Source organism: Palleronia salina (genome assembly GCF_900141995.1).
Taxonomy (GTDB): Bacteria; Pseudomonadota; Alphaproteobacteria; order Rhodobacterales; family Rhodobacteraceae; genus Palleronia; species Palleronia salina.
Genome location: NZ_FQZA01000001.1, coordinates 216,925 through 237,670, shown reverse-complemented (window position 1 = coordinate 237,670; position 20,746 = coordinate 216,925). Strand labels below are relative to the sequence as shown.

The following is a 20,746-nucleotide window of genomic DNA, read 5'->3' as shown; positions in this document are numbered from 1 at the left end:
GGGCTGTAAGGCGCGGCCAACCCCTGTTACCTGTCCGCAAAGGCAATCCCCATGGATCTGCGCAATATCGCCATCATCGCCCACGTCGACCACGGCAAGACCACGCTGGTGGACGAGCTGCTCAAGCAATCGGGCGCCTTCCGTGAAAACCAGGCCGTGGCCGAGCGCGCCATGGACAGCAACGACCTGGAGCGCGAGCGCGGCATCACCATCCTGGCCAAGAACACCTCGGTCGAGTGGAAGGGCACGCGCATCAACATCGTCGACACTCCCGGCCACGCCGATTTCGGCGGCGAGGTCGAGCGGATCCTGTCGATGGTCGATGGCGTGGTCCTGCTGGTGGATGCCGCCGAGGGCCCCATGCCGCAGACCAAGTTCGTGACCTCGAAGGCGCTGGCGCTGGGCCTGCGCCCGATCGTGGTACTGAACAAGGTCGACAAGCCCGACGCCGAGCCCGACCGCGCGCTGGACGAGGTGTTCGACCTGTTCGCCGCGCTGGATGCCGATGAGGATCAGCTGGATTTCCCCCATCTCTACGCCTCCGGCCGCAGCGGCTGGTGCGACCCCGAGCTGGACGGGCCGCGCAAGAATCTCGACGCTCTGTTCAACCTCGTCGTGCGCCACGTGCCGCCGCCCAAGCAGCAGAAGCACGCGGATGAAGACTTCACCATGCTGGCCACCACCCTGTCGGCCGACCCGTTCCTGGGCCGCCTGCTGACGGGCCGGATCGAAACCGGCCGTATCAAGGCGGGCGCCACGATCAAGGCGCTGTCGCGCGCGGGCCAGCAGATCGAGCAGTTCCGCGTCAGCCGCATCCGCGCCTTCCGGGGTCTGGATTACACCGATATCGACGAAGGCGTGGCCGGCGACATCGTCACCCTTTCGGGCATGGCCAAGGCCACGGTTGCCGACACGCTCTGCGCGCTGGCCGTTGAAGTGCCGCTGGACGCGCAGCCCATCGACCCGCCCACCATCACCGTGACCTTCGGCATCAACGACAGCCCGCTGGCAGGCCGTGACGGCAAGAAGGTGCAAAGCCGCGTGATCCGCGAGCGCCTGATGAAAGAGGCCGAGCAGAACGTCGCCATCAAGGTCGCCGACACGCCCGGCGGCGAGGCGTTCGAGGTCTCGGGCCGGGGCGAATTGCAGATGGGCGTGCTCATCGAGAACATGCGCCGCGAGGGCTTCGAGCTGTCGATCTCGCGCCCGCGCGTGGTCATGCGCGATATCGACGGCGTCACCCACGAGCCGGTGGAAGAAGCGACCGTCGACGTGGACGACGAGTATTCCGGTGCCGTGATCGAAAAGCTGACGGGCGCCCGCAAGGGCGAGCTTGTCGAGATGAAGCAATCCGGCGCGGGCAAGACCCGGATCGTCGCGCGCGTGCCGTCGCGCGGGCTGATCGGCTACCACGGCGAATTCCTGACCGACACGCGCGGCACCGGCGTGCTGAACCGCGTGTTCCACGCCTGGGAGCCGCACAAGGGCCCGATCCCGGGCCGTCGCGCCGGCGTGCTGATCTCGATGGAGAACGGCCAGTCGGTGGCCTACGCGCTGTGGAACCTCGAGGATCGCGGCGATTTCTTCATCGGCGCGCAGGAGGACGTCTACACGGGCATGATCCTGGGCGAGCACAATCGCGAGAACGATCTCGAGATCAATCCGCTGAAGGGCAAGAAACTGACCAACGTCCGCGCCTCGGGCACCGACGAGGCGGTGCGCCTGACCACGCCCGTCACCCTTACACTGGAACAGGCCATCGCCTATATCGACGATGACGAACTGGTCGAGGTCACGCCCAACGCGATCCGGCTGCGCAAGCGCTTCCTCGACCCGCACGAGCGCAAGCGGCAGGCCAAGGCCGCGGGCTGAGCCGGTGGGAGCGAGGGGCGCTGCCCCTCGCGCTCCCCGAGGTATTTGGGAAAGATGAAGCAAGAAGGGGGACGAGGCGTTTGAACCTGTCCCCCTTTTCATGTCTGGCGGAAGCGTTGGGCGCGGCGCCCTATTCGTCTATCTCGACGATGGAGAGCTCGCGCTCGGCCGCGCCCTTGGCGTAGGACATCGCCTCCTGGTAGGCATCCGAGCGATTGCAGGCCTCGGCCGCCTCGACCGACGGAAAGCGCGCGACCACGTTGCGTGGGCGATCCGGCCCCTCCAGCTGCACGTAGCGGCCGCCGCGGGCGATGAAGACGCCGCCATGCTCGGCGATGGCCGTCGTCGCCCGCCGGGCGTATTCGCCATAGGCGGCGTCGTCGCTGACCTTCACGTGGGCGATCCAGAGTGCGGGCATCTCAGGCCTCCTTCAGCACGGTTTCAACGGCGGCGATGGCGGCGTCCGCGTTCTCGGCGCTGCGCCCGCCGCCCTGGGCCATGTCGGGCCGGCCGCCGCCGCCCTTGCCGCCCAGTTCGGCCACCGCGGCGCGCACCATGTCCACGGCCGACACCCGGTCCGTCAGGTCCTTGGTCACGCCCGCGGCCACCGCCGCCTTGCCGCTGTCGGCCGCGATCAGCAGCACGGCCGCCGATTTCAGGCGGTCCTTCTGCGCGTCGATCAGGCCGGGGAGATCCTTGCCGGTCACGCCTTGCAGCACCTGCGCGGCGAAGGGAATGCCGCCCACATCCCGCGTCTCGATGCCGCCATCCCCGCCGCCGCCCATGGCCAGGTCGCGCTTCAGTTGCGCCACCTCGTTGGCCAATGCCTTGCGCTCGTCCACCAGGCTGCGCACGCGGGCCTCGGCGTCCGGGATCGCGGATTTCAGGTCACCGGCGATGCGCGACAGCGTCTCGGAGCGGCCGATCAAGTGGTCCAGCGCCGCCTGCCCCGTCACCGCCTCGACCCGGCGCACACCCGCGCTGGACGCGCTGTCGGCGGTCAGGACGCACAGCCCGATCTCGCCGGTGCGCGCCACGTGGGTGCCGCCGCAAAGCTCGATGGACCAGTCCCGGCCGTCCAGGCCCTTGCCCGTGTCGGCGCGGCCCATGGAGACGACGCGCACCTCGTCGCCGTATTTCTCGCCGAAAAGCGCCTGGGCGCCCAGTTCACGCGCCTGGTCGGGGGTCATCAGCCGGGTCTCGACCGCGCTGTTCTGGCGGATGAAGGCGTTCACGCTGTCCTGCACCGCGGCCATGTCCTCGGCCGAGAGCGCCGCGTTGTGGCTGAAGTCGAAGCGCAGCCGGTCCGGTGCGTTCAGCGACCCCCGCTGGGCCACGTGGTCGCCCAGCCGGTCGCGCAGGGCTTCGTGCAGCAGGTGGGTGGCGGAGTGATTGGCCCGGATGCGCGCGCGACGATCGGGATCGACCGACAGGCGCACGGGCGCGCCGGGGCGCAGCTCGCCCTCCTCCACGCTCGCGAAATGGATGAAGACGCCGGCCACCTTACGCGTGTCCGTCACCCGCAGGCGCAGGCCCGGCGCGGTGATGGTGCCGGTATCGCCGACCTGGCCCCCGGCCTCGGCGTAGAAAGGCGTCTGGTTGGTGACGACCTGCACGCTGTCGCCCTGCCCGGCGCTCTCCACCACGTCGCCGTCGCGGACCACCGCAAGCACCTGGCCCTCGGCGTCCAGGCTGTCGTAGCCCAGGAACTCGGTCACGCCATGCTTGTCGGCCACGTCGAACCAGACGCTGGCATCCGCCGTTTCGCCCGACCCGGCCCAGGCGGCGCGGGCCTGCGCCTTCTGGCGCGCCATGGCGCTGTCGAAGCCCTCGGTATCCACGCCGCGCCCCCGCTCGCGCAGGGCGTCCTGGGTCAGGTCCAGCGGGAAGCCGAACGTGTCGTACAGCTTGAATGCCGTCTCGCCGGGCAGCGCGGCGCCCTCTGGCAGGTCGACCAACGCATCGTCCAGCAGCTTCAGGCCCCGCTCGAGCGTCTGGCGGAAGCGTGTCTCCTCGCCCAGCAGGGTTTGCTCGATCATGGCCTGGCTCTGGCCCAGTTCGGGAAAGGCCTGTCCCATCTGGCCCACCAGCGCAGGCACCAGGCGGTGCATGACGGGGTCGGCCGCGCCCAGAAGATGCGCGTGGCGCATGGCGCGGCGCATGATCCGGCGCAGGACATAACCGCGCCCCTCGCTCGACGGCAGCACGCCGTCGGCGATCAGGAACGAGGTCGAGCGCAGATGGTCGGCGATCACCCTGTGGTGCACGTTGCCGTCGCCATCCGGGTCGGTGCCCGTCACGCTCGCCGAGGCTTCGATCAGGGCGCGGAACAGGTCGGTGTCGTAGTTGTCGTGCTTGCCTTGAAGCAGGGCCCCGATCCGTTCCAGCCCCATGCCCGTGTCGATGGATTTCGACGTCAGTTCGGTCCGGGTGCCGTCCTCGAACTGCTCGTACTGCATGAAGACGATGTTCCAGATCTCGATGAACCGGTCGCCGTCCTCCTCGGGCGAGCCCGGAGGGCCGCCCCAGACCTCGGGACCGTGGTCATAGAAGATCTCGGTGCAGGGGCCGCAGGGACCCGTGGGGCCGGCGGACCAGAAATTGTCGTCGGTGGCGATGCGGATGATCCGCTCGTCCGGCAGGCCGGCCACCTTCTTCCAGATCGCGACGGCCTCCTCGTCGGTGTGGAAGACGGTCACAAGCAGGCGATCGGGGTCGATCCCGAATTCCCTGGTCAGCAGACCCCAGGCAAGGGCGATCGCCTCTTCCTTGAAATAGTCGCCGAAGCTGAAATTCCCCAGCATCTCGAAGAACGTGTGGTGGCGGGCGGTGTAGCCGACATTGTCCAGGTCGTTGTGCTTGCCGCCAGCGCGCACGCATTTCTGCGCGGTTGTCGCACGGGTGTAGTCGCGGGTCTCGACGCCGGTGAACAGGTTCTTGAACTGCACCATGCCCGCCGCGGTGAACATGAGCGTGGGGTCGTTGCGCGGGATCAGCGGAGAGCTCGGGACATGGGCGTGTCCGTGCTTCACGAAATAGTCGATGAAGCTCGATCGGATGTCGTTCAGGCTAAGCATTCTGGTCGCGGATCCTTCAGGCTGCGGCATTTGGCCGGTCTATCGCCGTGACCCCGCGCGGGCAAGCGGGCTGGAATGCAAAAGGCGCCCCGCGGAGCGCCTTGGCATGGAGATCGCGTGCTGGCCGACGCTTCAGTCGTCCATCAGCGGGTCGTCTTCGTCATCGCTGCTGCCGGTCTGGAAATCCAGCCCGTGGGCGCCGCGGATCTTGTCCTCGATATCCAGCGCGATGGACTGGTTCTCGCGGAGGAATGCCTTGGCGTTCTCGCGACCCTGGCCGATGCGCTCGTCCCCGTAGGAATACCAGGAGCCGGACTTGTCGACGATGCCCGCTTTCACACCCATGTCCAGCAACTCGCCGGTCTTCGAGATGCCTTCGCCGTACATGATATCGAACTCGACGACCTTGAAAGGCGGTGCGACCTTGTTCTTCACGACCTTGACCTTGGTCTGGTTGCCGACGACCTCGTCGCGATCTTTGATCGAACCGATGCGGCGAATGTCCAGACGGACCGAACTGTAGAACTTGAGCGCGTTGCCGCCGGTCGTCGTCTCGGGGCTGCCGAACATGACGCCGATCTTCATGCGGATCTGGTTGATGAAGACCACCATGCAGCCTGTCCGGCTGATCGAACCGGTCAGCTTGCGCATGGCCTGGCTCATCAACCGGGCATGCACGCCGACCGAGCTGTCGCCCATGTCGCCTTCCAGCTCGGACTTGGGCGTCAGGGCGGCGACCGAATCGACCACCACCATGCTCACGGCGCCCGAGCGGACCAGCGTATCGGTGATCTCGAGCGCCTGTTCGCCGGTATCAGGCTGGCTGATCAGCAGCTCGTCCAGGCTCACGCCCAGCTTGCGGGCGTATTGCGGATCGAGGGCGTGCTCGGCATCCACGAAGGCACAGACGCCACCCTTTTTCTGCTCCTCGGCGATGGCGTGGAGCGTCAGTGTCGTCTTGCCCGAGCTCTCGGGGCCGTAGATCTCGATGATGCGGCCCTTGGGAAGCCCGCCGATGCCCAGGGCGATATCCAGACCGAGCGAGCCGGTGGAGGTCGCCTCGATGTCGGGGAACTGGTTCTCGCCCCCGAGCTTCATGATCGAGCCCTTGCCAAATTGGCGTTCGATCTGCGCCAGCGCCGAGTCGAGCGCCTTCTGCTTGTCGGTGTTGCGCTTTTCAGCCATGTCCAGAAGCCCGGTCTTGCCCATGATTTCGGTCCTTATTCCATGTCCGCCCGCGGGCAGCAATGAGATGGTTTGTTCCGTTATTGTTCCTCGCCTTATGGGGCCAAAACGGGAACAAATCAATCCCAATCTTTGCTAGGCATTAAGGATGAACAATCCGTTAACATCAAAGCGGGCGGTTCCGGAGTGACCGTCCGGGCCATCGGCCTTCTGGTGCCCGCGGGACGGCGCGAGATCCCAATGCGGCGAACCGGCCCCGGATTCGCCCGGTGCGGATTGGCAAGAGCGTTCGGGGCGCCGCCCGGCCAAATCGGGATCGGGCCTCACCGCTTCTATCCTTCTTCGAGGTGTATAGGCCGGGACGTTCCAGCGGGCGCTCAGCGTTCGAGATGGGCATCCACGGCGGCGGTGAGGTCGATCAGGGAGAATGGCTTGGGCAGAAAGGTCGAATTGGGAATGTTGGCCTGGCTCTCGGAAAAGCTCTCTTCGGCGTATCCGGATACGAAGATGACACCCGTATCGGGGCGCTCTTCCAACGCCTCTCGGACCCAGCTCGGACCGTCACGTCCCGGCATGATGATGTCGGTCACGAAGATGTCGATCTCCAGCGATCCGTCCGCGGCGATATCCAGCGCGCGTTCGGCGTTCTCGGCTTCGATCACGTGGTGACCGCGCAGCCTGAGGGCCCGGGCGGCGAAGGCGCGGACGGGGGCTTCATCCTCGACCAGCAGGATGCGCGCCTCGCGGTCGGTGGGCTGCGCCCTGACATGAGCGCCCGCGGAGGCGCTGCGATCGGCCTGGCCGTCATGTGCGGGAAAGTAGAGCGAGAACATGGTTCCCTTGCCCACCTCGGATTGAACGAAGATGTAGGCCCCGGTCTGCTTCACGATACCGTATGCCGTGGACAACCCCAGCCCGGTGCCCTCGCCCGTGCGCTTGGTCGTGTAGAAAGGTTCGAAGATCTTCGGGAGCTGGTCCTCGGGGATGCCGATGCCCGAATCCTTCACCTCGACGACCACGTAGGCGCCCGCCGGCATCTCGACCCGGTCGCGCGTGACGGGCGTGTCCAGGCGGACCGTTTTCGCACGGACCTCGACGGTGCCACCTTCCGGCATGGCGTCGCGCGCGTTCACCACGAGATTCATGATGACCTGCTCCAGCTGGCGCTTGTCCGCACGCACCATTTTCAGGTCGGAGTCATTGCGCACCGACAGGGTCACCTTCTCGCCCACCAGCCGGTTCAACAAGTGACTGAGGTCGGACAAGGTATCGCGCATGTCCAGCATCTCGGGGCGAAGGGTCTGCTTGCGCGAGAAGGCCAGCAACTGCCCGACCAGGGACGCCGCGCGATTGGCGTTCTGGTTGATCTGTTCGAGGTCGGCGAAATCCTGGTCGCCGGGATCATGACGGAGCAGAAGAAGATCGCAGTGCCCGCTGATCGCCGTCAGCAGGTTGTTGAAATCATGGGCCACGCCGCCCGCCAGCTGTCCGATGGCCTGCATTTTCTGGCTCTGGACGAACTGCGCCTCGAGTGTCTTGAGCTCGGTCGCGTCGTGCAGAAGGGCCATGATCCGCCGGTCGTGCTCGGGCGCGGCGAGCGTCAGCGTGACCTGCACGAACAAGTCACCCGCCACGCGGGACGCGCGCACAACCTCGGGTCGGTTCAGGGCCCGGCCGGCACGGGCGTCGGCCAGCCATTCGTTCACCTGACGGCCCAGCCCCTCGACCAGGGTCGAAAGCCCGACCCGTTCCTCGGGCCCCAGCGCCAGCAAGTGTTGTGCGAGCGCGTTCGATCGTGCCACCGTCCCGTCGTCATGCAGTTCAAGGATGGGAACCGGGAGATCGTCCAGCGTGTAGCGACCAGGCACTGATGCAACATCCCCGGTTTCGGGCAGGTCGTCCGTTGGTCCGAGCGTTACCTCCACCGTGCCGAGCGCGATATCCCGCGATCGCACGGTGAAGGTCCGGGAGCCGTCGGTCGTTTCGAGCTGGATCGGCAAGCCTTGATCGAGCGCCCCGTCGAGACCGATATCACTCAACCGGACGGGCGGCCCTGCGAAGAGGTCCAGCGCGGCCCCGGACATCCAGAGGATGCTCCCATCCGGATCGCATCGCAGGATCGGATCTTCAGCGTTCGTGCCTTCCGAGTCGCTGCGGACGGTCCAGACCACCCGGTCGCTGCCGATTGCTGTCGCGTGTAGCCGCGCCGCGCCCACCCGCTCTTGCGCCACGCCGTCCGCGCCCGCATCCCCCAGAAGTCTCGCGAGGGTTTCGGCGGGATGGGCCGCGGCGCCCGTCAGCGGCGCCAGAAGCTCCGTCGCCGCGCGCATATCCGAACCGGCCGCATCACGGGCGGCGTCATTGGCCCATAGCAGAACCCCGTCCCCGTCGGTCACGAAAGCCGGCGTGTCGTCATGGGTCAGCAGATCGCGCAGCGTTGTGTCGCGATGTTCCGCAGTCCGCGGTCCGAGGAACAGCAAGGCGGCCAGCATGGCGGCCAGCATCAACAACGCCGCCGCCGCGGAGATAAGCGCCGCACCCGTGACAACGCCCGGCACGATCAGGCCGATCGCAAGCAAGACCGCCCCGACCACGACCACACCGCCCAAGCCCGCCCGGCGAAGGCCGGACGGCGGATCGAACGAGAGACGGAAATCGGACACAACTCGGACCTTCTGCTCGGGGCCGCCTTGTTCGCACGGCAAGGGTTAACGCCCGCTTAATCGCAGTTTGACGGTCAAACGCGACGGCACAAGTCCTAGCGGCGAGTGAAAACAGCCAGGAAGAACCCGTCGCCGCCCTGTATCGGCGTCCATGTCCGCGTGAGGTTCAAGCGGTAACCTTCAACATCGGCGAGAAATTCATCTACCTGGCGATTATTCTCATCATCCAAGAGAGAGCACGTCGCGTAGGCGAGCGAACCGCCCGCCGCGACGTGGCGCGCCGCATCGCGCAGGATCCCGGCCTGAAGCGACAGCACGTCGTCGAGCATGGCACGATCCGCGCGAATCTTGCCTTCCGGGCTTCGTCGCCAGGCGCCACTCCCGGTGCAGGGCGCATCGACGAGAACCAGGTCGAAGGGAGGCTGCGACAACAGCTCGCCGCCGTCCACGAGATCGACGGATTGCCCGGCCCGCCGCGCACGCTCGGGAAGGTCTGCCATGCGTCCCGGGATGCCGTCATGGGCGACGTAGCGGGCCCGGTGCCGGTCGGCCATGGCTAGCGTCTTGCCCCCGCCGCCGGCGCAGTAGTCGAGAACACGCGTGGTGCCGTCGAGCGGAAGCGCGTCGACCAGCGCCTGGCTGGCCCCGTCCTGAAGGTCTACAAGCCCGTCGCGGAACGCCTTCGATAGATGAACCCTGCGCGAATTTTTCGTGACACGTAGGGCGCTTGGCGAGAGATCGTCATCCTGTGTCTCAATGTCCTCGGCACCCAAGGCGGCACGCGCGGAGTCCCGCGATGTGCGGGACAGATTGACCCTCAGAAATACGGGCGCCCGATCCCGCAGGGCCTGCATCACGGCTGCGAAGTCCGGACCGAGACTGGACTGCAGTTCGTCCGCCAGCGTCGGGGGGCAGTCGAGAGACGCAAGCTGAGGGATCGGGGCATCCGTCGGCCGCTCGCCGGCTTCCAGCGGCGCGGGGCCGTAGCCGGCGCCGGTGAAAACCGAGTCCAGCTCCGCTCCGGTGTCGTGCAGGTAGCCGATCATGCGCGCGCGCCCCGTCTCGCCGCCGCCCCGGGCCGCGCTGGACCACCAGCGGCGCAGCACGTCGAACACGAGGTCGCGCACGGCGGCGCGGTCCTTGGACCCCGCGTGGCGCGCGCCGCGGGCCCAGCGGGTCAGGACACGTTCGGCCGGGTCGCCCGCGGCGATCCGGTCGAGGCATTCGATGGCGGTCTGCACGCGCGCGGCCGGTGTCATTGCATCACCTTCGTGCCGCAAGCCATTGGAATATCAGGCGCCGCGGTAGTTCGGGCTTTCGCGCGTGATGGTCACGTCATGGACATGGCTTTCCTTCAGCCCGGCCCCGGTCACCCGCACGAACTGGCAGTTCTGGCGCATTTCCTCGACGGTCGCGCAGCCGGTATAGCCCATGGCCGCACGCAGACCGCCCACCAGTTGGTGAATGATCGCGCCCGCCGACCCCTTGTAGGGCACCTGTCCCTCTACCCCTTCGGGCACCAGCTTGTCCGACGCGGCGTCCTTCTGGAAATACCGGTCGGCCGATCCGCGCGCCATGGCGGCAAGCGAGCCCATGCCGCGATAGGCCTTGAAGCTGCGGCCCTGGTAGAGGATCACCTCGCCCGGGCTTTCGTCGGTGCCGGCCAGCATCGAGCCCACCATGGCGCAGGACGCCCCGGCAGCGATGGCCTTGGCGAAATCGCCCGAGAACTTGATGCCGCCATCGGCGATGACGGGCACGCCGCCGGCCCCCTGCATCGCGTCCATGATCGCGGTCAGTTGCGGCACGCCCACGCCCGCGACGACACGCGTGGTGCAGATGGAGCCCGGCCCGATCCCGACCTTGATGGCATCGGCGCCCGCATCGACAAGCGCCTTGGCGCCATCGGCCGTGGCGACGTTGCCGGCAATGATCTGGACCTCGTTCGACAGGGTCTTGGCGCGCTTCACCGCCTCGGCCACGCCGGCGGAATGGCCGTGGGCGGTGTCGATGACCACCACGTCGACGCCGGCATCGACCAGCGCCTCGGACCGCTCGAAACCCGCGTCGCCCACGGTCGAGGCTGCGGCCACGCGCAGGCGGCCCAGGCTGTCCTTGCAGGCCGCCGGGTTCAGCACCGCCTGCTCGGTATCCTTGAGGGTCAGAAGGCCCGTCAGCTTGCCCTGCCCGTCGGTGACCAGCAGCTTCTCGATGCGGCGGGCTTTCATGAGCCTCTTGGCCTCTTCCAGCTCGACCGGCTCCTGCAGGATGGCCAGCTTGTCGGACGTCATCATGGCGCTGACCGGGGTGCGGTCATCGCTGGCGAAGCGCATGTCGCGATTGGTCACGATGCCGACCACACGGCCCGATCCGTCGACCACCGGGAAGCCGGTGACGCGGTAGCGTTCCTGCAACGCCTTCGCGTCGGCCAGGGTCTGGTCGGCGGTCAGGGTGATGGGGTTGTAGACGATCCCCGACTCGAACCGCTTGACCCGGCGCACCTGCTGGGCCTGCTCCTCGACATCGAGGTTGCGATGGATCACGCCGATACCGCCGGCCTGCGCCATGGCGATGGCCATGCGCTGTTCGGTCACCGTATCCATGGCCGAGCTCAGCAGCGGCACGTTCATCCGGATGTCGCGGGTGGCGTAGGTGCGGGTATCCGCCATCGACGGCAGCACGGTGCTGGCGGCGGGCAGAAGCAGGACGTCATCGAAGGTCAGCGCCTCGCGAATCTCCATTGGGAATCCTTTCCATCGGAGTCTTCGTTTGACGCGTCCCTATTTCACGGACCCAGGGGAAAGGAAAGCCCTCATCCACCCACGGCGCGGCGTGCATCCGCGGCAAGCCCGCGCATGGCCCGGGCCAGCAGGGACATGTCGCCGCCCACGGCGATGAACGTGCCGCCAAGTTCGCGCAGGCGACCGATTTCCGAGGCATCGAAGGTGATCATGCCGACCGCCTTGCCGGCCGCGGCGATGCGGCGCGCGGCGTCCTCGATCGCGTCCTGCACCTCGGGGTGCTTGGGATTGCCCAGGTGCCCCAGCGACGCGGCCAGGTCGGCGGGTCCGAGGAACACGCCATCCACGCCTTCGGTCGCGGCGATGGCGTCCAGGTTGTCCAGCGCGGCGCGGGTTTCGGCCTGCACCAGCAGGCAGATCTCGTCCCCGGCACTGGGCAGGTAATCGGTGTTGGCGCCGAACCGGGTCGCCCGCGACATGGCGGCACCGACACCACGCACACCTTGGGGCGGATAGCGGGTCGCGGCGACCATCTCGGCGGCCTGCTCGGCCGAGTTGACCATGGGGATCAGCAGGGTCTGGCAGCCGATATCGAGCGCCTGCTTGACCATGCGCACATCGCCCACCGGCAGCCGGATCGCGGGCGCGGCGCTGCCCCCCGCCATGGCCTGCAACTGGCTGTGGATGATGGGAATGTCGTTCGGTGCATGCTCGCCGTCGATCAGGCACCAGTCGAAGCCGGAATGGGACGCCATCTCGGCCACCGTCGGATGGGCCGAGGCCAGCCACAGGCCGATCTGCACCTCGCCGCGGGCCAGCGCCGCCTTGATCGGGTTCTTGGGGGCGGGCATGGCGGGATCCTTGCGACTGTGACAACGGCCCGACGCTAGGCCGTTTGCGCCGCCGTGGTAAAGCCGCAATCGCCGACAGGGACGGTCGCGCCATTGGCCGCACCCATAAAAAGACCTTTTTTCCGCAGCTTGCGGGACGGACTTCGCGGGTATCCCGAATCCCACTTGAACCCGTGGTTTTGCGCGACATGATACGATCATCATTGAACGCGGCGAGACAGCCGCCTCTGATAGGGAGAGAGAGATGACCAACATGATGGGCCGCGTGGCCTTTGCCGCGCTTGCGACCGCCTTTGCCACCGAGGCGATGGCGGTGGAATGGAATGCCTCGCTTTGGGGTCAGCGCCGCGCTTTCACCGAGCATGTCGAGAAACTCGCCGAGCTGGTCGAGGAGAAGACCGACGGCGAATTCACCATCAACATCAGCTATGGCGGCCTGTCGAAGAACACCGAGAACCTGGACGGGATCTCGATCGGCGCGTTCGAGATGGCCCAGTTCTGCGCGGGCTATCACCGTGACAAGAACCGCGCGATCACCGTGCTCGAACTGCCCTTCCTGGGTGTCGAGAACCTCGAGCAGGAAGTCGCGGTGTCGAACGCCGTCTACGCGCACCCGGCCGTGGCCGAGGAAATGTCGCAGTGGAACGCCAGGATGCTGATGACCAGCCCGATGCCCCAGTACAACCTGGTGGGCACCGGCGAGCCGCGCGACGAGCTGGCCGATTTCGAGGGCATGCGCGTGCGCGCCACCGGCGGCCTGGGCGAGGCCTTCGCGGCCGTGGGCGGCGTTCCGACCTCGGTGACCTCGTCCGAAGCCTACCAGGCGATGGAATCGGGCGTTGTCGACACCGTGGCCTTCGCCCAGCACGCGCACCTGTCCTTCGGCACCATCAACGAGGCCGACTGGTGGACCGCGAACCTGAACCCCGGCACCGTGAACTGTCCCGTGGTGGTGAACATCGACGCCTACGAGTCGCTGAGCGATGAGCATCGCGAGGCGCTGGACAGCTCGGTGTCCGAGGCGATCGACTACTACCTCGAGAACTACGGCGAGCTTCTGGCCCGCTGGGACCAGGTGCTGGAAGAGCGTGGCGTGAACAAGGTCATGATCTCGCAGGACGAGCTTGCCGCCTTCCGCGAGGTCGCGACGCCGATCCACCAGGAATGGATCGACACCATGTCCGCGCAGGGCCTGCCGGCGCAGGAGCTCTACGACCTGGTCAACTCGACCCTCGAAGAGGCGAAGTCGGGCAGCTGATGCACCGACACGCGCCCGGGATACGGTCCCGGGCGCACGTCTCACCTTTGACCCTTGCGACGCCGCGGCCCCTGATCCGCGGCGTCCGAGCGAATTCGGTACGGGAAAGGGTATGCCATGGCCGGAGCCGCCTCCGTTCTCGAGAATGACAGCACGATCAGCCGGCTCGACCGGAGCCTGTCGGTGCTGGAACGCTTCATGTCGCTGATCGCGGGGCTGGGCGTGTTCGCCCTGATGCTGCTCGCGGTCGTATCGGTCACGGGCCGGCAGTTCTTCAACCGCCCCCTGCCCGGCTACGTGGACTGGATCGAGCTGGCCATGCCGCTGATCGCGTTCATGGGCATCTCGTACATGCAACGCCTGGGCGGTCATATCCGCATGGACATCGTCATCGGGCAGCTGAAGGGCCGCATCCTTTGGGCCGCCGAGTTCATCACGACGCTGGCGATCTTCCTGGTCATCGTGGCGCTGATCTGGGGCAGCTGGTCGCATTTCCTGCGCAGCTTCGACCTGGGCTCGCCGCTCTGGTCACGCGACAGCACCATCGACATCGGCCTGCCGATCTGGCCCGCCAAGCTGATCGTGCCCATCGCGTTCTTCGTCCTGTCCCTGCGGCTCGCGTTGCAGCTCTGGGGCTTCGGCCGGGCCTTCGTGAAGGGCGACCCCGAGCCGGTGGCCGTGCCGCTGATCCTGTCGGCGGCGGAACAAGCGGCGCTCGAGGCGCGCCAAATCGAGGATCGCGACTGATGGACAGCATCGAAATCGGCCTGTGGGTCACGGGCGGCCTGCTGGTCCTGGTCGTCCTGGGCATGCGCGTGGCCTTCGCCGCCGCCTTCGCGGGGCTCGTGGGCCTCATCTGGATCTTCTGGTCGCGCAAGGGCTACGACGCGTCCGAGCTCGGCTGGGCCATGACGGTGGCCATCAAGACCGCGGGCCAGGTGCCCCACGGCAAGGTGGCGAGCCAGGCGCTCAGCCTGATCCCGACCTTCATCCTGATCGGCTACCTCGCCTATTACGCGGGCCTCACCAAGGCGCTGTTCGAAGCCGCCAAGCGCTGGATCGCCTGGGTGCCGGGCGGGCTGGCCGTGTCCACCGTCTTCGCCACGGCGGGCTTCGCGGCGGTGTCCGGCGCATCGGTGGCCACCGCCGCCGTGTTCGCGCGCATCGCCATCCCCGAGATGCTGAAGGTGGGCTATGATCGCCGCTTCGCCGCGGGCGTGGTGGCGGCGGGCGGCACGCTGGCCTCCCTGATCCCGCCCTCGGCCATCCTTGTTATCTACGCGATCATCGTCGAACAGGACGTGGGCAAGCTCCTGCTGGCGGGCTTCATCCCCGGCGTCGTCTCGGCCTTCATCTATGCCGGCCTCATCATCGTCCTCGCGCTGACCATCAAGGGCTTCGGCCCGCCCGTCACCGGCTTCACCTGGCGCCAGCGGATGCAGTCGCTGCCGCCCGCGCTGCCGATCCTGGCCGTGGTCGTGATCATCATCTTCTTCGTCTACAACCCCTTCGGCGGCGACGCCTGGGGCACGCCGACCGAGGGCGGCGCGGTGGGCGCCTTCATCGTATTCCTGATGGCGCTCTGGCACGGCATGCGCTGGCCCGAACTGAAGGACGCGCTGATCGAGACGGCCAAGCTGTCGACCATGATCTTCGCCATCATCTGGGGCGTTCTGATCTACGTGCGTTTCTTGGGCTTCGCCGACCTGCCCGGCGCCTTCGCCGACTGGATCACGTCGCTGGATCAGGCGCCGATGCTCACGCTGATCATGATCCTGCTCGCCTACGCGGTGCTCGGCATGTTCATGGATGCGATCGGCATGCTGCTTCTGACGCTGCCGGTGGTGTTCCCGGCGGTGATGGCGCTGAACGGCGGACCGTTCGTCACGGCCGAGGAGAGCGCGTTCGGCATGAACGGGACCATGTGCGCGATCTGGTTCGGGATCCTGGTGGTGAAGATGGCCGAGTTCTGCCTGATCACGCCCCCCATCGGGTTGAACTGCTTCGTGGTGGCGGGCGTGCGGCCCGACATCTCGGTTCAGGACGTGTTCCGCGGCGTGATGCCGTTCTTCCTGGCCGACGCGGTGACCATCGCGACGCTGGTGGCCTTCCCGTCCATCGTGCTCTGGCTGCCGTCTCTGGCCTGATCCCACGGACACAGCAGGCGCGTGGGCGGATCGCTGACCGCCCGCGCGCCGGTGCCCAGCTTGAAACGGGTCAGGCCCGGGAGGCGGACGAGATCGATCAGCCCAAGATCCATGCGCGTGCAACCCTCGTCCCGCGCCGCGCACATGGCGTGCCACAGAAGCAGGTTGTGGGCCGACGCCCTGCGCCCGGCTGGCGTCGTCTGGCCCAGGTGATAGACCGCCTCGCGCCCGTGGCGCAGTAGGCAGACCCCGGCGATCGGGCCGCCACGTTAAAAGGCGATCCAGCTTTCGACCGTGCCCGGCGACACCCGCTCAAGCTTTGCGAGCCAGCGGTGCGGCAAGGCGCGAAAACCGCGGCGGCGGCGCATCTCGGCATCGCGCCCGAGCAGCCAGTCGGGGCAACCCGGCTCCCGCGTGACCGACAGGCCCGCTCGTCCGGCGCAGGTCAGCCGGTTGCGCCATTTCTTCCGCAGGCCGGCACGCAGGTCGCCCGACAGGTCCAGCACGGCCCTCTGGGAGCCTTGCCGAAGGGCACGCCCCGCATCGGGCGACAGGACGAAGACAGCTCCGGGCCAGGCCAACCGTATCGTCTTCAGCGCGCGCGGCGTGTCTGCACCCCGCAGCCAATGGATGCCGCCCGGCAGCCAAAGCAGGCACAGCGGCCCGATCCCGCGTTCGATCACCTGCGTCACGCCAAGACACGACGCGTTTCCGATCCGCAGGCGGTGCACGGTGGCGCCCAACCGTTCCGCCGCAGCGCCGTAGGCCCACCCCTGCACGAAGGGCGCGTCCACGGTCAAAGCGTCCCAGTCGCGGCGCAGCGGAGGGTCGCGCGTGATCTCCATGGCACCGAGCGTGACGGCAAAGGGTTAATCACCCCCTAACGCGAAAGGGCGGCGCCCGGCGCCGCCCTCTTGCCGATCCTCTCGGCCGGTTCAGTGCTTGGAGATGCTGAAATCCGTCATCGTCGCCGTGCGGGCCAGGCCGCCATCGCGATAGAGCAGCGACACGCCATCCTTGAAGACATGGACCTTGGACGGGTCGGCGCCCAGCTTGACCGTGTTGCCGCGCAGGCCCTTGTGGATGCCCTGCAACTTGGCGATCACGGCGGCGTCGCCCTTTTCCAGCGCTTCCATGTCGGCATTGCCGGTTTCGAAGTAGAGCAGCGTCACCTCGCCAAGCGCCTCGGTGATGTCGACCTTGCCCTCGAAGATGTACTCGCCGCCCCGGGCCTCGACGAAATCCTCGGGCCGCACGCCGACTTTCACCTCGGCGCCCATGTCGGCCTCGGTGGACGGGTAGTCCGACACCGCCGTGCCGCCGCCGTTGATCGCGATGGTCGTCTTTTCGCCGGTGCCGGTGATCTTGCCTTGCAGCAGGTTCATGGCCGGGCTGCCGATGAACTGGGCCACGAACTCGTTCTCCGGCTTCTCGTACAGCTCCAGCGGCGTGCCCACCTGCGCGATGCCGCCGCCCGCCAGCACCACGATGCGGCTGGCCAGGGTCATCGCCTCGACCTGGTCGTGGGTCACGTAGATCATGGTCGAGTTCGGCATGTTCTCCTTCAGCTGCGCGATCTCGATCCGGGTGGCCACGCGCAGGGCTGCGTCGAGGTTCGAAAGCGGCTCGTCGAACAGGTACACCTTGGGGTCGCGGACGATGGACCGGCCGATGGCCACGCGCTGGCGCTGGCCGCCCGACAGGGCCTTGGGCAGGCGGTCGAGGAACGGCTCGAGCTGAAGGATGCGGGCCGCCTTGGTGATGGCCGCGTCGATCTCTTCCTTCGACTTCTTGGCGATCTTCAGGGCGAAGGCCATGTTGTCGCGCACCGTCATGTGCGGGTAGAGCGCGTAGGACTGGAACACCATGGCGATGCCGCGCTGCGCGGGCGGCACGTTGTTCACCACCTGCCCGTCGATCTTCAGCTCGCCGCCGGTGATCCGTTCCAGCCCCGCGATCATCCGCAGTAGCGTGGACTTGCCACAGCCCGAGGGGCCGACGAAGACGATCAGCTCGCCCTGCTTGATGTCGAGGTTGATATCGCTCAGCACCTGGACGCTGCCATAGGATTTGGCGACGTCGGTCAATTTGAGATCGGCCATGAAGTTCCTCCCGTTCTTATTGGCCCGCGACCGCGAACGCGGCACTCCAGGGCGGCAATGTCAGTATTCTGTCCGCGCGATCCGAGGCGAAGGGCGCGCCGTCGTCCAGGTGCCATTCGCCGTCCGGCAATTCGGCGGTCTGGGCCGTGTCGGTCAGGTTGAAGGCGCAGAACAACCGCTCGGACCCGTCGTCGCGGATCAGCGTCAGCACGTCATCGTCGGCGCGCACCACCTTCAGGCCGCCCTTGGCCAGGCTTGGATGGGTCTTCCGGAACGCCAGCATGGTCCGGTAGAAGTTCAGGACCGAGCTGTCGTCGCCTTCCTGAACGCTCACGGCGTGATCCAGGTGCTCGACCGCCACGGGCAGCCAGGGCTGCGCGTCCGAGAACCCGCCGTTCCGCCCCGTGGTCCAGGGGATCGGCGTGCGGCAGCCGTCGCGGCCCTTGAACTTGGGCCAGAACCGCTTGCCGTAGGGGTCCTGCAAATCCTCGTACCGGACATAGGCTTCGGTCAGGCCGAGCTCTTCGCCCTGGTAGAGGCACACGGTCCCCTTCATGCACATGAGCAGCGCGGCATAAAGCTTGCGGGCGGGGACAGTCAGGTTGAACCGCGTCGCGTAGCGCACGACGTCGTGGTTCGAGAACGCCCAGCAGGCCCAGCCATCGGTGACGATCCGGTCGAACCGTTCCAGCACCTGTCGGATGCGGCTGCCCGACGGATAGACGGTGCCCAGGAAGTCGAAATCATAGGCCATGTGCAGCAGGTCGTCGCCGGCGGTGTAGTCGCGCTGCGTCTCCATCCCACGCTGGGATTCGCCCACTTCGCCGACCGAGGTGATCGCCGGGTATTCCTCCATCAGCGCGCGCAGGCGGCGCAGGAAGTCCAGGTTCTCGGGCTGGGTCTTGTCGTACAGGTGATCCTGGAAATTGTAGGGGTTCACGGCCGGCGCCGTGTTCTCGTTCCGCTCTTCCGGGTTCAGGGGCGGGTTGTCGCGCAGTTGCTTGTCGTGGACGTAGAAGTTCACGGTATCCAGCCGGAAGCCGTCCACGCCCTTTTCAAGCCAGAACCGCGCCACGTCCAGCAGCGCGTCCTGCACCGCGGGCGTGTGGAAGTTGAGGTCCGGCTGCTCGGACAGGAAGTTGTGCAGGTAGTACTGCATCCGCTCGCCGTCCCACTGCCAGGCCGAGCCCCCGAAGATCGACAGCCAGTTGTTGGGCGGGCTGCCATCGGGCTTGGCCTCGGCCCAGACGTACCAGTCGGCGCGTGGGTTGTCGCGGCTGGCGCGGCTTTCCTGGAACCACGGGTGCTGGTCGCTGGTGTGGCTGAGAACGAGGTCGATCAGCACCTTCAGACCCAGCCCGTGCGCCCGGTCGATCAGCGCGTCAAAATCGCGGATCGAGCCGAACATCGGGTCCACATCGCAATAGTCGCTGACGTCGTAGCCGAAATCCAGCATGGGCGACTTGAAGAAGGGCGAGATCCAGATCGCGTCCGCCCCCAGCCGCGCGATGTGGTCCAGGCGATGGATGATGCCCGGCAGGTCGCCGATCCCGTCGCCATCGGTGTCCTGATAGCTGCGCGGATAGATCTGGTAGATCACCGCGCCGCGCCACCAGTCCTTGTCCACCGGGCCGTCGGGCCGGGGTGCGGTATCGGCCATTTCCGAAAGAAAGCTCATGGATTACTTCACCGATCCCGCCAGCAGACCGCGCACGAGGAACCGCTGCATGGTGAAGAACACCAGGAGCGGCACGGCGATGGACACGAAGGCGGCGGTCGCCAGGATCCCCCAGTCGCCTCCGCGTGAGCCCAGAAGGTCGTCGGCGATCTTCACGGTCATCACCTTGCTGGCGTCATCGGACGGCAGGAACACCTTGGCCACCAGCAGGTCGTTCCAGGTCCACAGGAACTGGAAGATGCTGAACGCGGCCAGCGCGGGCAGCGACAGCGGCAGGATGATCCGCACGAACAGCTCGAAATCGGTGGCCCCGTCGACCTTGGCCGACTCGATGATGTCGCGCGGCAGGCCGACCATGTAGTTGCGCAACAGGTAGACCGCCAAGGGCATGCCGAACGCCGTGTGCGCGAACCAGATGCCCATGAAGCTCTGGCCGATGCCCAGCTTGTTGTGCAGGTTCAGCATCGGCACCAGCGCAAGCTGCAAGGGCACGACGAGCAGACCAACGACCACCGCGATCAGGACTCCCCGTCCGGGGAAGTCCATCCACGCCAGCGCGTAGGCCGCGAAGGCCGCGATGAGAATCGGGATGATGGTGGCCGGGATCGTCACCGTGAACGTGTTGATGAAGGCCTGGTCCATGTTGTCGGCCGTCAGCACCTGTTCGTAGTTATCGAGCGTGAAGTTCGGTGGACTCGCAGCCGCGAAATACACCCGCTGCCCGCGTGATCCCGGATCCTCGGGCGAGACGTACCGGTAGGTGCCGTCCGCGTTCACCGTCAGCGTTTCGCCATCGCCCAGGTCGGCCTCGGTCCCCGCATCGAACTCGGTCGGGTTGGCGCCGCGCGTGCCGAAGGCCACGACCTCGCCACCGCCCCCGGGAAAATAGCTCTGCGCCTCGGGGTCGTCGTAGATGTTGCCCGTCACCACGAACATGTCGCCGTCGGGCGTGGCCTCGGCCGACGTGCGCCCGCGGGCCGTCAGCTCCACCGCGAAGGGCGCGTTCCACCAGCCGCTGGCCGAGATCTGGTCGCGGTCGCGGAACGACGACACGAACAGCCCGATGGTCGGGATCAGCCATAGCAGCACCAGCAACAGCACCGAGATGTGGGTGGCCCAGGTCAGGGACGATTTCTGTCCTGCGATATTGTCCATTTACTTGCTCCTCCCTC

The 20,746-nt window shown here is 66.9% G+C and carries 16 protein-coding genes; 4 read left to right on the top strand and 12 right to left on the bottom strand.

Annotated elements, in window-relative coordinates; genetic code table 11:
• Nucleotides 1–51: 51 nt before the first annotated feature.
• Complete coding sequence (gene typA, locus BUB76_RS01165; protein WP_073125827.1) at nt 52–1,872, top strand: translational GTPase TypA; 1,821 nt, start codon at nt 52–54, stop codon at nt 1,870–1,872.
• Between the two features lie 130 nt (nt 1,873–2,002).
• On the opposite strand, the gene BUB76_RS01160 is transcribed toward typA, so the two are convergent.
• From BUB76_RS01160 to BUB76_RS01130, 7 genes are all read right to left on the bottom strand, one after another.
• The gene (locus BUB76_RS01160; RefSeq protein WP_073125826.1) at nt 2,003–2,290 is read right to left on the bottom strand and encodes a DUF1330 domain-containing protein; all 288 of its coding nucleotides are present in this window, start codon (nt 2,288–2,290) and stop codon (nt 2,003–2,005) included.
• Between the two features lies 1 nt (nt 2,291).
• Nucleotides 2,292–4,949, bottom strand: a complete 2,658-nt coding sequence (alaS, locus tag BUB76_RS01155) for an alanine--tRNA ligase (RefSeq protein ID WP_073125825.1) — start codon at nt 4,947–4,949, stop codon at nt 2,292–2,294.
• 132 nt (nt 4,950–5,081) lie between these two features.
• Nucleotides 5,082–6,158: a recombinase RecA gene (gene recA / locus BUB76_RS01150; RefSeq protein ID WP_073125824.1), complete on the bottom strand. Its 1,077-nt coding sequence runs from the start codon at nt 6,156–6,158 to the stop codon at nt 5,082–5,084.
• Nucleotides 6,159–6,511: 353 nt separating this feature from the next.
• On the bottom strand, nt 6,512–8,797 hold the full coding sequence (locus BUB76_RS01145) for a hybrid sensor histidine kinase/response regulator (RefSeq protein WP_236737826.1): 2,286 nt from the start codon (nt 8,795–8,797) through the stop codon (nt 6,512–6,514).
• A gap of 95 nt (nt 8,798–8,892) precedes the next feature.
• Nucleotides 8,893–10,056: an RsmB/NOP family class I SAM-dependent RNA methyltransferase gene (locus tag BUB76_RS01140; RefSeq protein WP_073125823.1), complete on the bottom strand. Its 1,164-nt coding sequence runs from the start codon at nt 10,054–10,056 to the stop codon at nt 8,893–8,895.
• Nucleotides 10,057–10,089: 33 nt separating this feature from the next.
• Nucleotides 10,090–11,538 carry an IMP dehydrogenase gene (gene guaB / locus BUB76_RS01135; protein WP_073125821.1) on the bottom strand — a complete coding sequence of 483 codons (1,449 nt, stop codon included), beginning with the start codon at nt 11,536–11,538 and terminating at the stop codon, nt 10,090–10,092.
• A 71-nt stretch (nt 11,539–11,609) separates the two neighbouring features.
• Complete coding sequence (locus BUB76_RS01130) at nt 11,610–12,389, bottom strand: aldolase/citrate lyase family protein (RefSeq protein ID WP_073125818.1); 780 nt, start codon at nt 12,387–12,389, stop codon at nt 11,610–11,612.
• A gap of 244 nt (nt 12,390–12,633) precedes the next feature.
• On the opposite strand from BUB76_RS01130, the gene BUB76_RS01125 reads away from it, so the two are divergent.
• From BUB76_RS01125 to BUB76_RS01115, 3 genes are all read left to right on the top strand, one after another.
• The gene (locus BUB76_RS01125) at nt 12,634–13,647 is read left to right on the top strand and encodes a C4-dicarboxylate TRAP transporter substrate-binding protein (protein WP_073125816.1); all 1,014 of its coding nucleotides are present in this window, start codon (nt 12,634–12,636) and stop codon (nt 13,645–13,647) included.
• A 117-nt stretch (nt 13,648–13,764) separates the two neighbouring features.
• Nucleotides 13,765–14,394, top strand: a complete 630-nt coding sequence (locus tag BUB76_RS01120; protein WP_073125813.1) for a TRAP transporter small permease subunit — start codon at nt 13,765–13,767, stop codon at nt 14,392–14,394.
• Nucleotides 14,394–15,794 (top strand): TRAP transporter large permease, encoded by a 1,401-nt coding sequence (locus BUB76_RS01115; protein WP_073125811.1) that lies wholly within the window; start codon nt 14,394–14,396, stop codon nt 15,792–15,794. Before BUB76_RS01120 ends, BUB76_RS01115 begins: the two co-directional genes overlap by 1 nt.
• Here the strand turns inward: BUB76_RS01115 and BUB76_RS18310 are convergent.
• From BUB76_RS18310 to BUB76_RS01090, 5 genes are all read right to left on the bottom strand, one after another.
• Complete coding sequence (locus BUB76_RS18310; protein WP_084140485.1) at nt 15,686–16,051, bottom strand: GNAT family N-acetyltransferase; 366 nt, start codon at nt 16,049–16,051, stop codon at nt 15,686–15,688. The genes BUB76_RS01115 and BUB76_RS18310 overlap by 109 nt on opposite strands.
• Before the next feature lie 12 nt (nt 16,052–16,063).
• On the bottom strand, nt 16,064–16,639 hold the full coding sequence (locus BUB76_RS01105; RefSeq protein WP_073125807.1) for a hypothetical protein: 576 nt from the start codon (nt 16,637–16,639) through the stop codon (nt 16,064–16,066).
• A gap of 90 nt (nt 16,640–16,729) precedes the next feature.
• A complete protein-coding gene (locus tag BUB76_RS01100) occupies nt 16,730–17,896 on the bottom strand; it encodes an ABC transporter ATP-binding protein (protein ID WP_073125804.1) in 1,167 nt (388 codons plus the stop codon).
• Nucleotides 17,897–17,912: 16 nt separating this feature from the next.
• Nucleotides 17,913–19,574 (bottom strand): alpha-glucosidase family protein, encoded by a 1,662-nt coding sequence (locus BUB76_RS01095; protein WP_236737825.1) that lies wholly within the window; start codon nt 19,572–19,574, stop codon nt 17,913–17,915.
• Nucleotides 19,575–19,577: 3 nt separating this feature from the next.
• On the bottom strand, nt 19,578–20,729 hold the full coding sequence (locus BUB76_RS01090) for a carbohydrate ABC transporter permease (protein ID WP_073125799.1): 1,152 nt from the start codon (nt 20,727–20,729) through the stop codon (nt 19,578–19,580).
• Nucleotides 20,730–20,746 lie beyond the last annotated feature (17 nt).

Excerpts from the sequence above, each read along its gene's own strand:
- recA (WP_073125824.1), bottom strand. The coding sequence starts at position 6,158 with ATGGGCAAGACCGGGCTTCTGGACATGGCTGAAAAGCGCAACACCGAC.
- BUB76_RS01090 (WP_073125799.1), bottom strand. The coding sequence starts at position 20,729 with ATGGACAATATCGCAGGACAGAAATCGTCCCTGACCTGGGCCACCCAC.
- BUB76_RS01120 (WP_073125813.1), top strand. The coding sequence starts at position 13,765 with ATGGCCGGAGCCGCCTCCGTTCTCGAGAATGACAGCACGATCAGCCGG.
- BUB76_RS01115 (WP_073125811.1), top strand. The coding sequence starts at position 14,394 with ATGGACAGCATCGAAATCGGCCTGTGGGTCACGGGCGGCCTGCTGGTC.
- BUB76_RS01160 (WP_073125826.1), bottom strand. The coding sequence starts at position 2,290 with ATGCCCGCACTCTGGATCGCCCACGTGAAGGTCAGCGACGACGCCGCC.
- BUB76_RS01130 (WP_073125818.1), bottom strand. The coding sequence starts at position 12,389 with ATGCCCGCCCCCAAGAACCCGATCAAGGCGGCGCTGGCCCGCGGCGAG.
- BUB76_RS01125 (WP_073125816.1), top strand. The coding sequence starts at position 12,634 with ATGACCAACATGATGGGCCGCGTGGCCTTTGCCGCGCTTGCGACCGCC.
- alaS (WP_073125825.1), bottom strand. The coding sequence starts at position 4,949 with ATGCTTAGCCTGAACGACATCCGATCGAGCTTCATCGACTATTTCGTG.
- BUB76_RS01140 (WP_073125823.1), bottom strand. The coding sequence starts at position 10,056 with ATGACACCGGCCGCGCGCGTGCAGACCGCCATCGAATGCCTCGACCGG.
- BUB76_RS01095 (WP_236737825.1), bottom strand. The coding sequence starts at position 19,574 with ATGAGCTTTCTTTCGGAAATGGCCGATACCGCACCCCGGCCCGACGGC.
- BUB76_RS01105 (WP_073125807.1), bottom strand. The coding sequence starts at position 16,639 with ATGGAGATCACGCGCGACCCTCCGCTGCGCCGCGACTGGGACGCTTTG.
- guaB (WP_073125821.1), bottom strand. The coding sequence starts at position 11,538 with ATGGAGATTCGCGAGGCGCTGACCTTCGATGACGTCCTGCTTCTGCCC.
- typA (WP_073125827.1), top strand. The coding sequence starts at position 52 with ATGGATCTGCGCAATATCGCCATCATCGCCCACGTCGACCACGGCAAG.
- BUB76_RS01100 (WP_073125804.1), bottom strand. The coding sequence starts at position 17,896 with ATGGCCGATCTCAAATTGACCGACGTCGCCAAATCCTATGGCAGCGTC.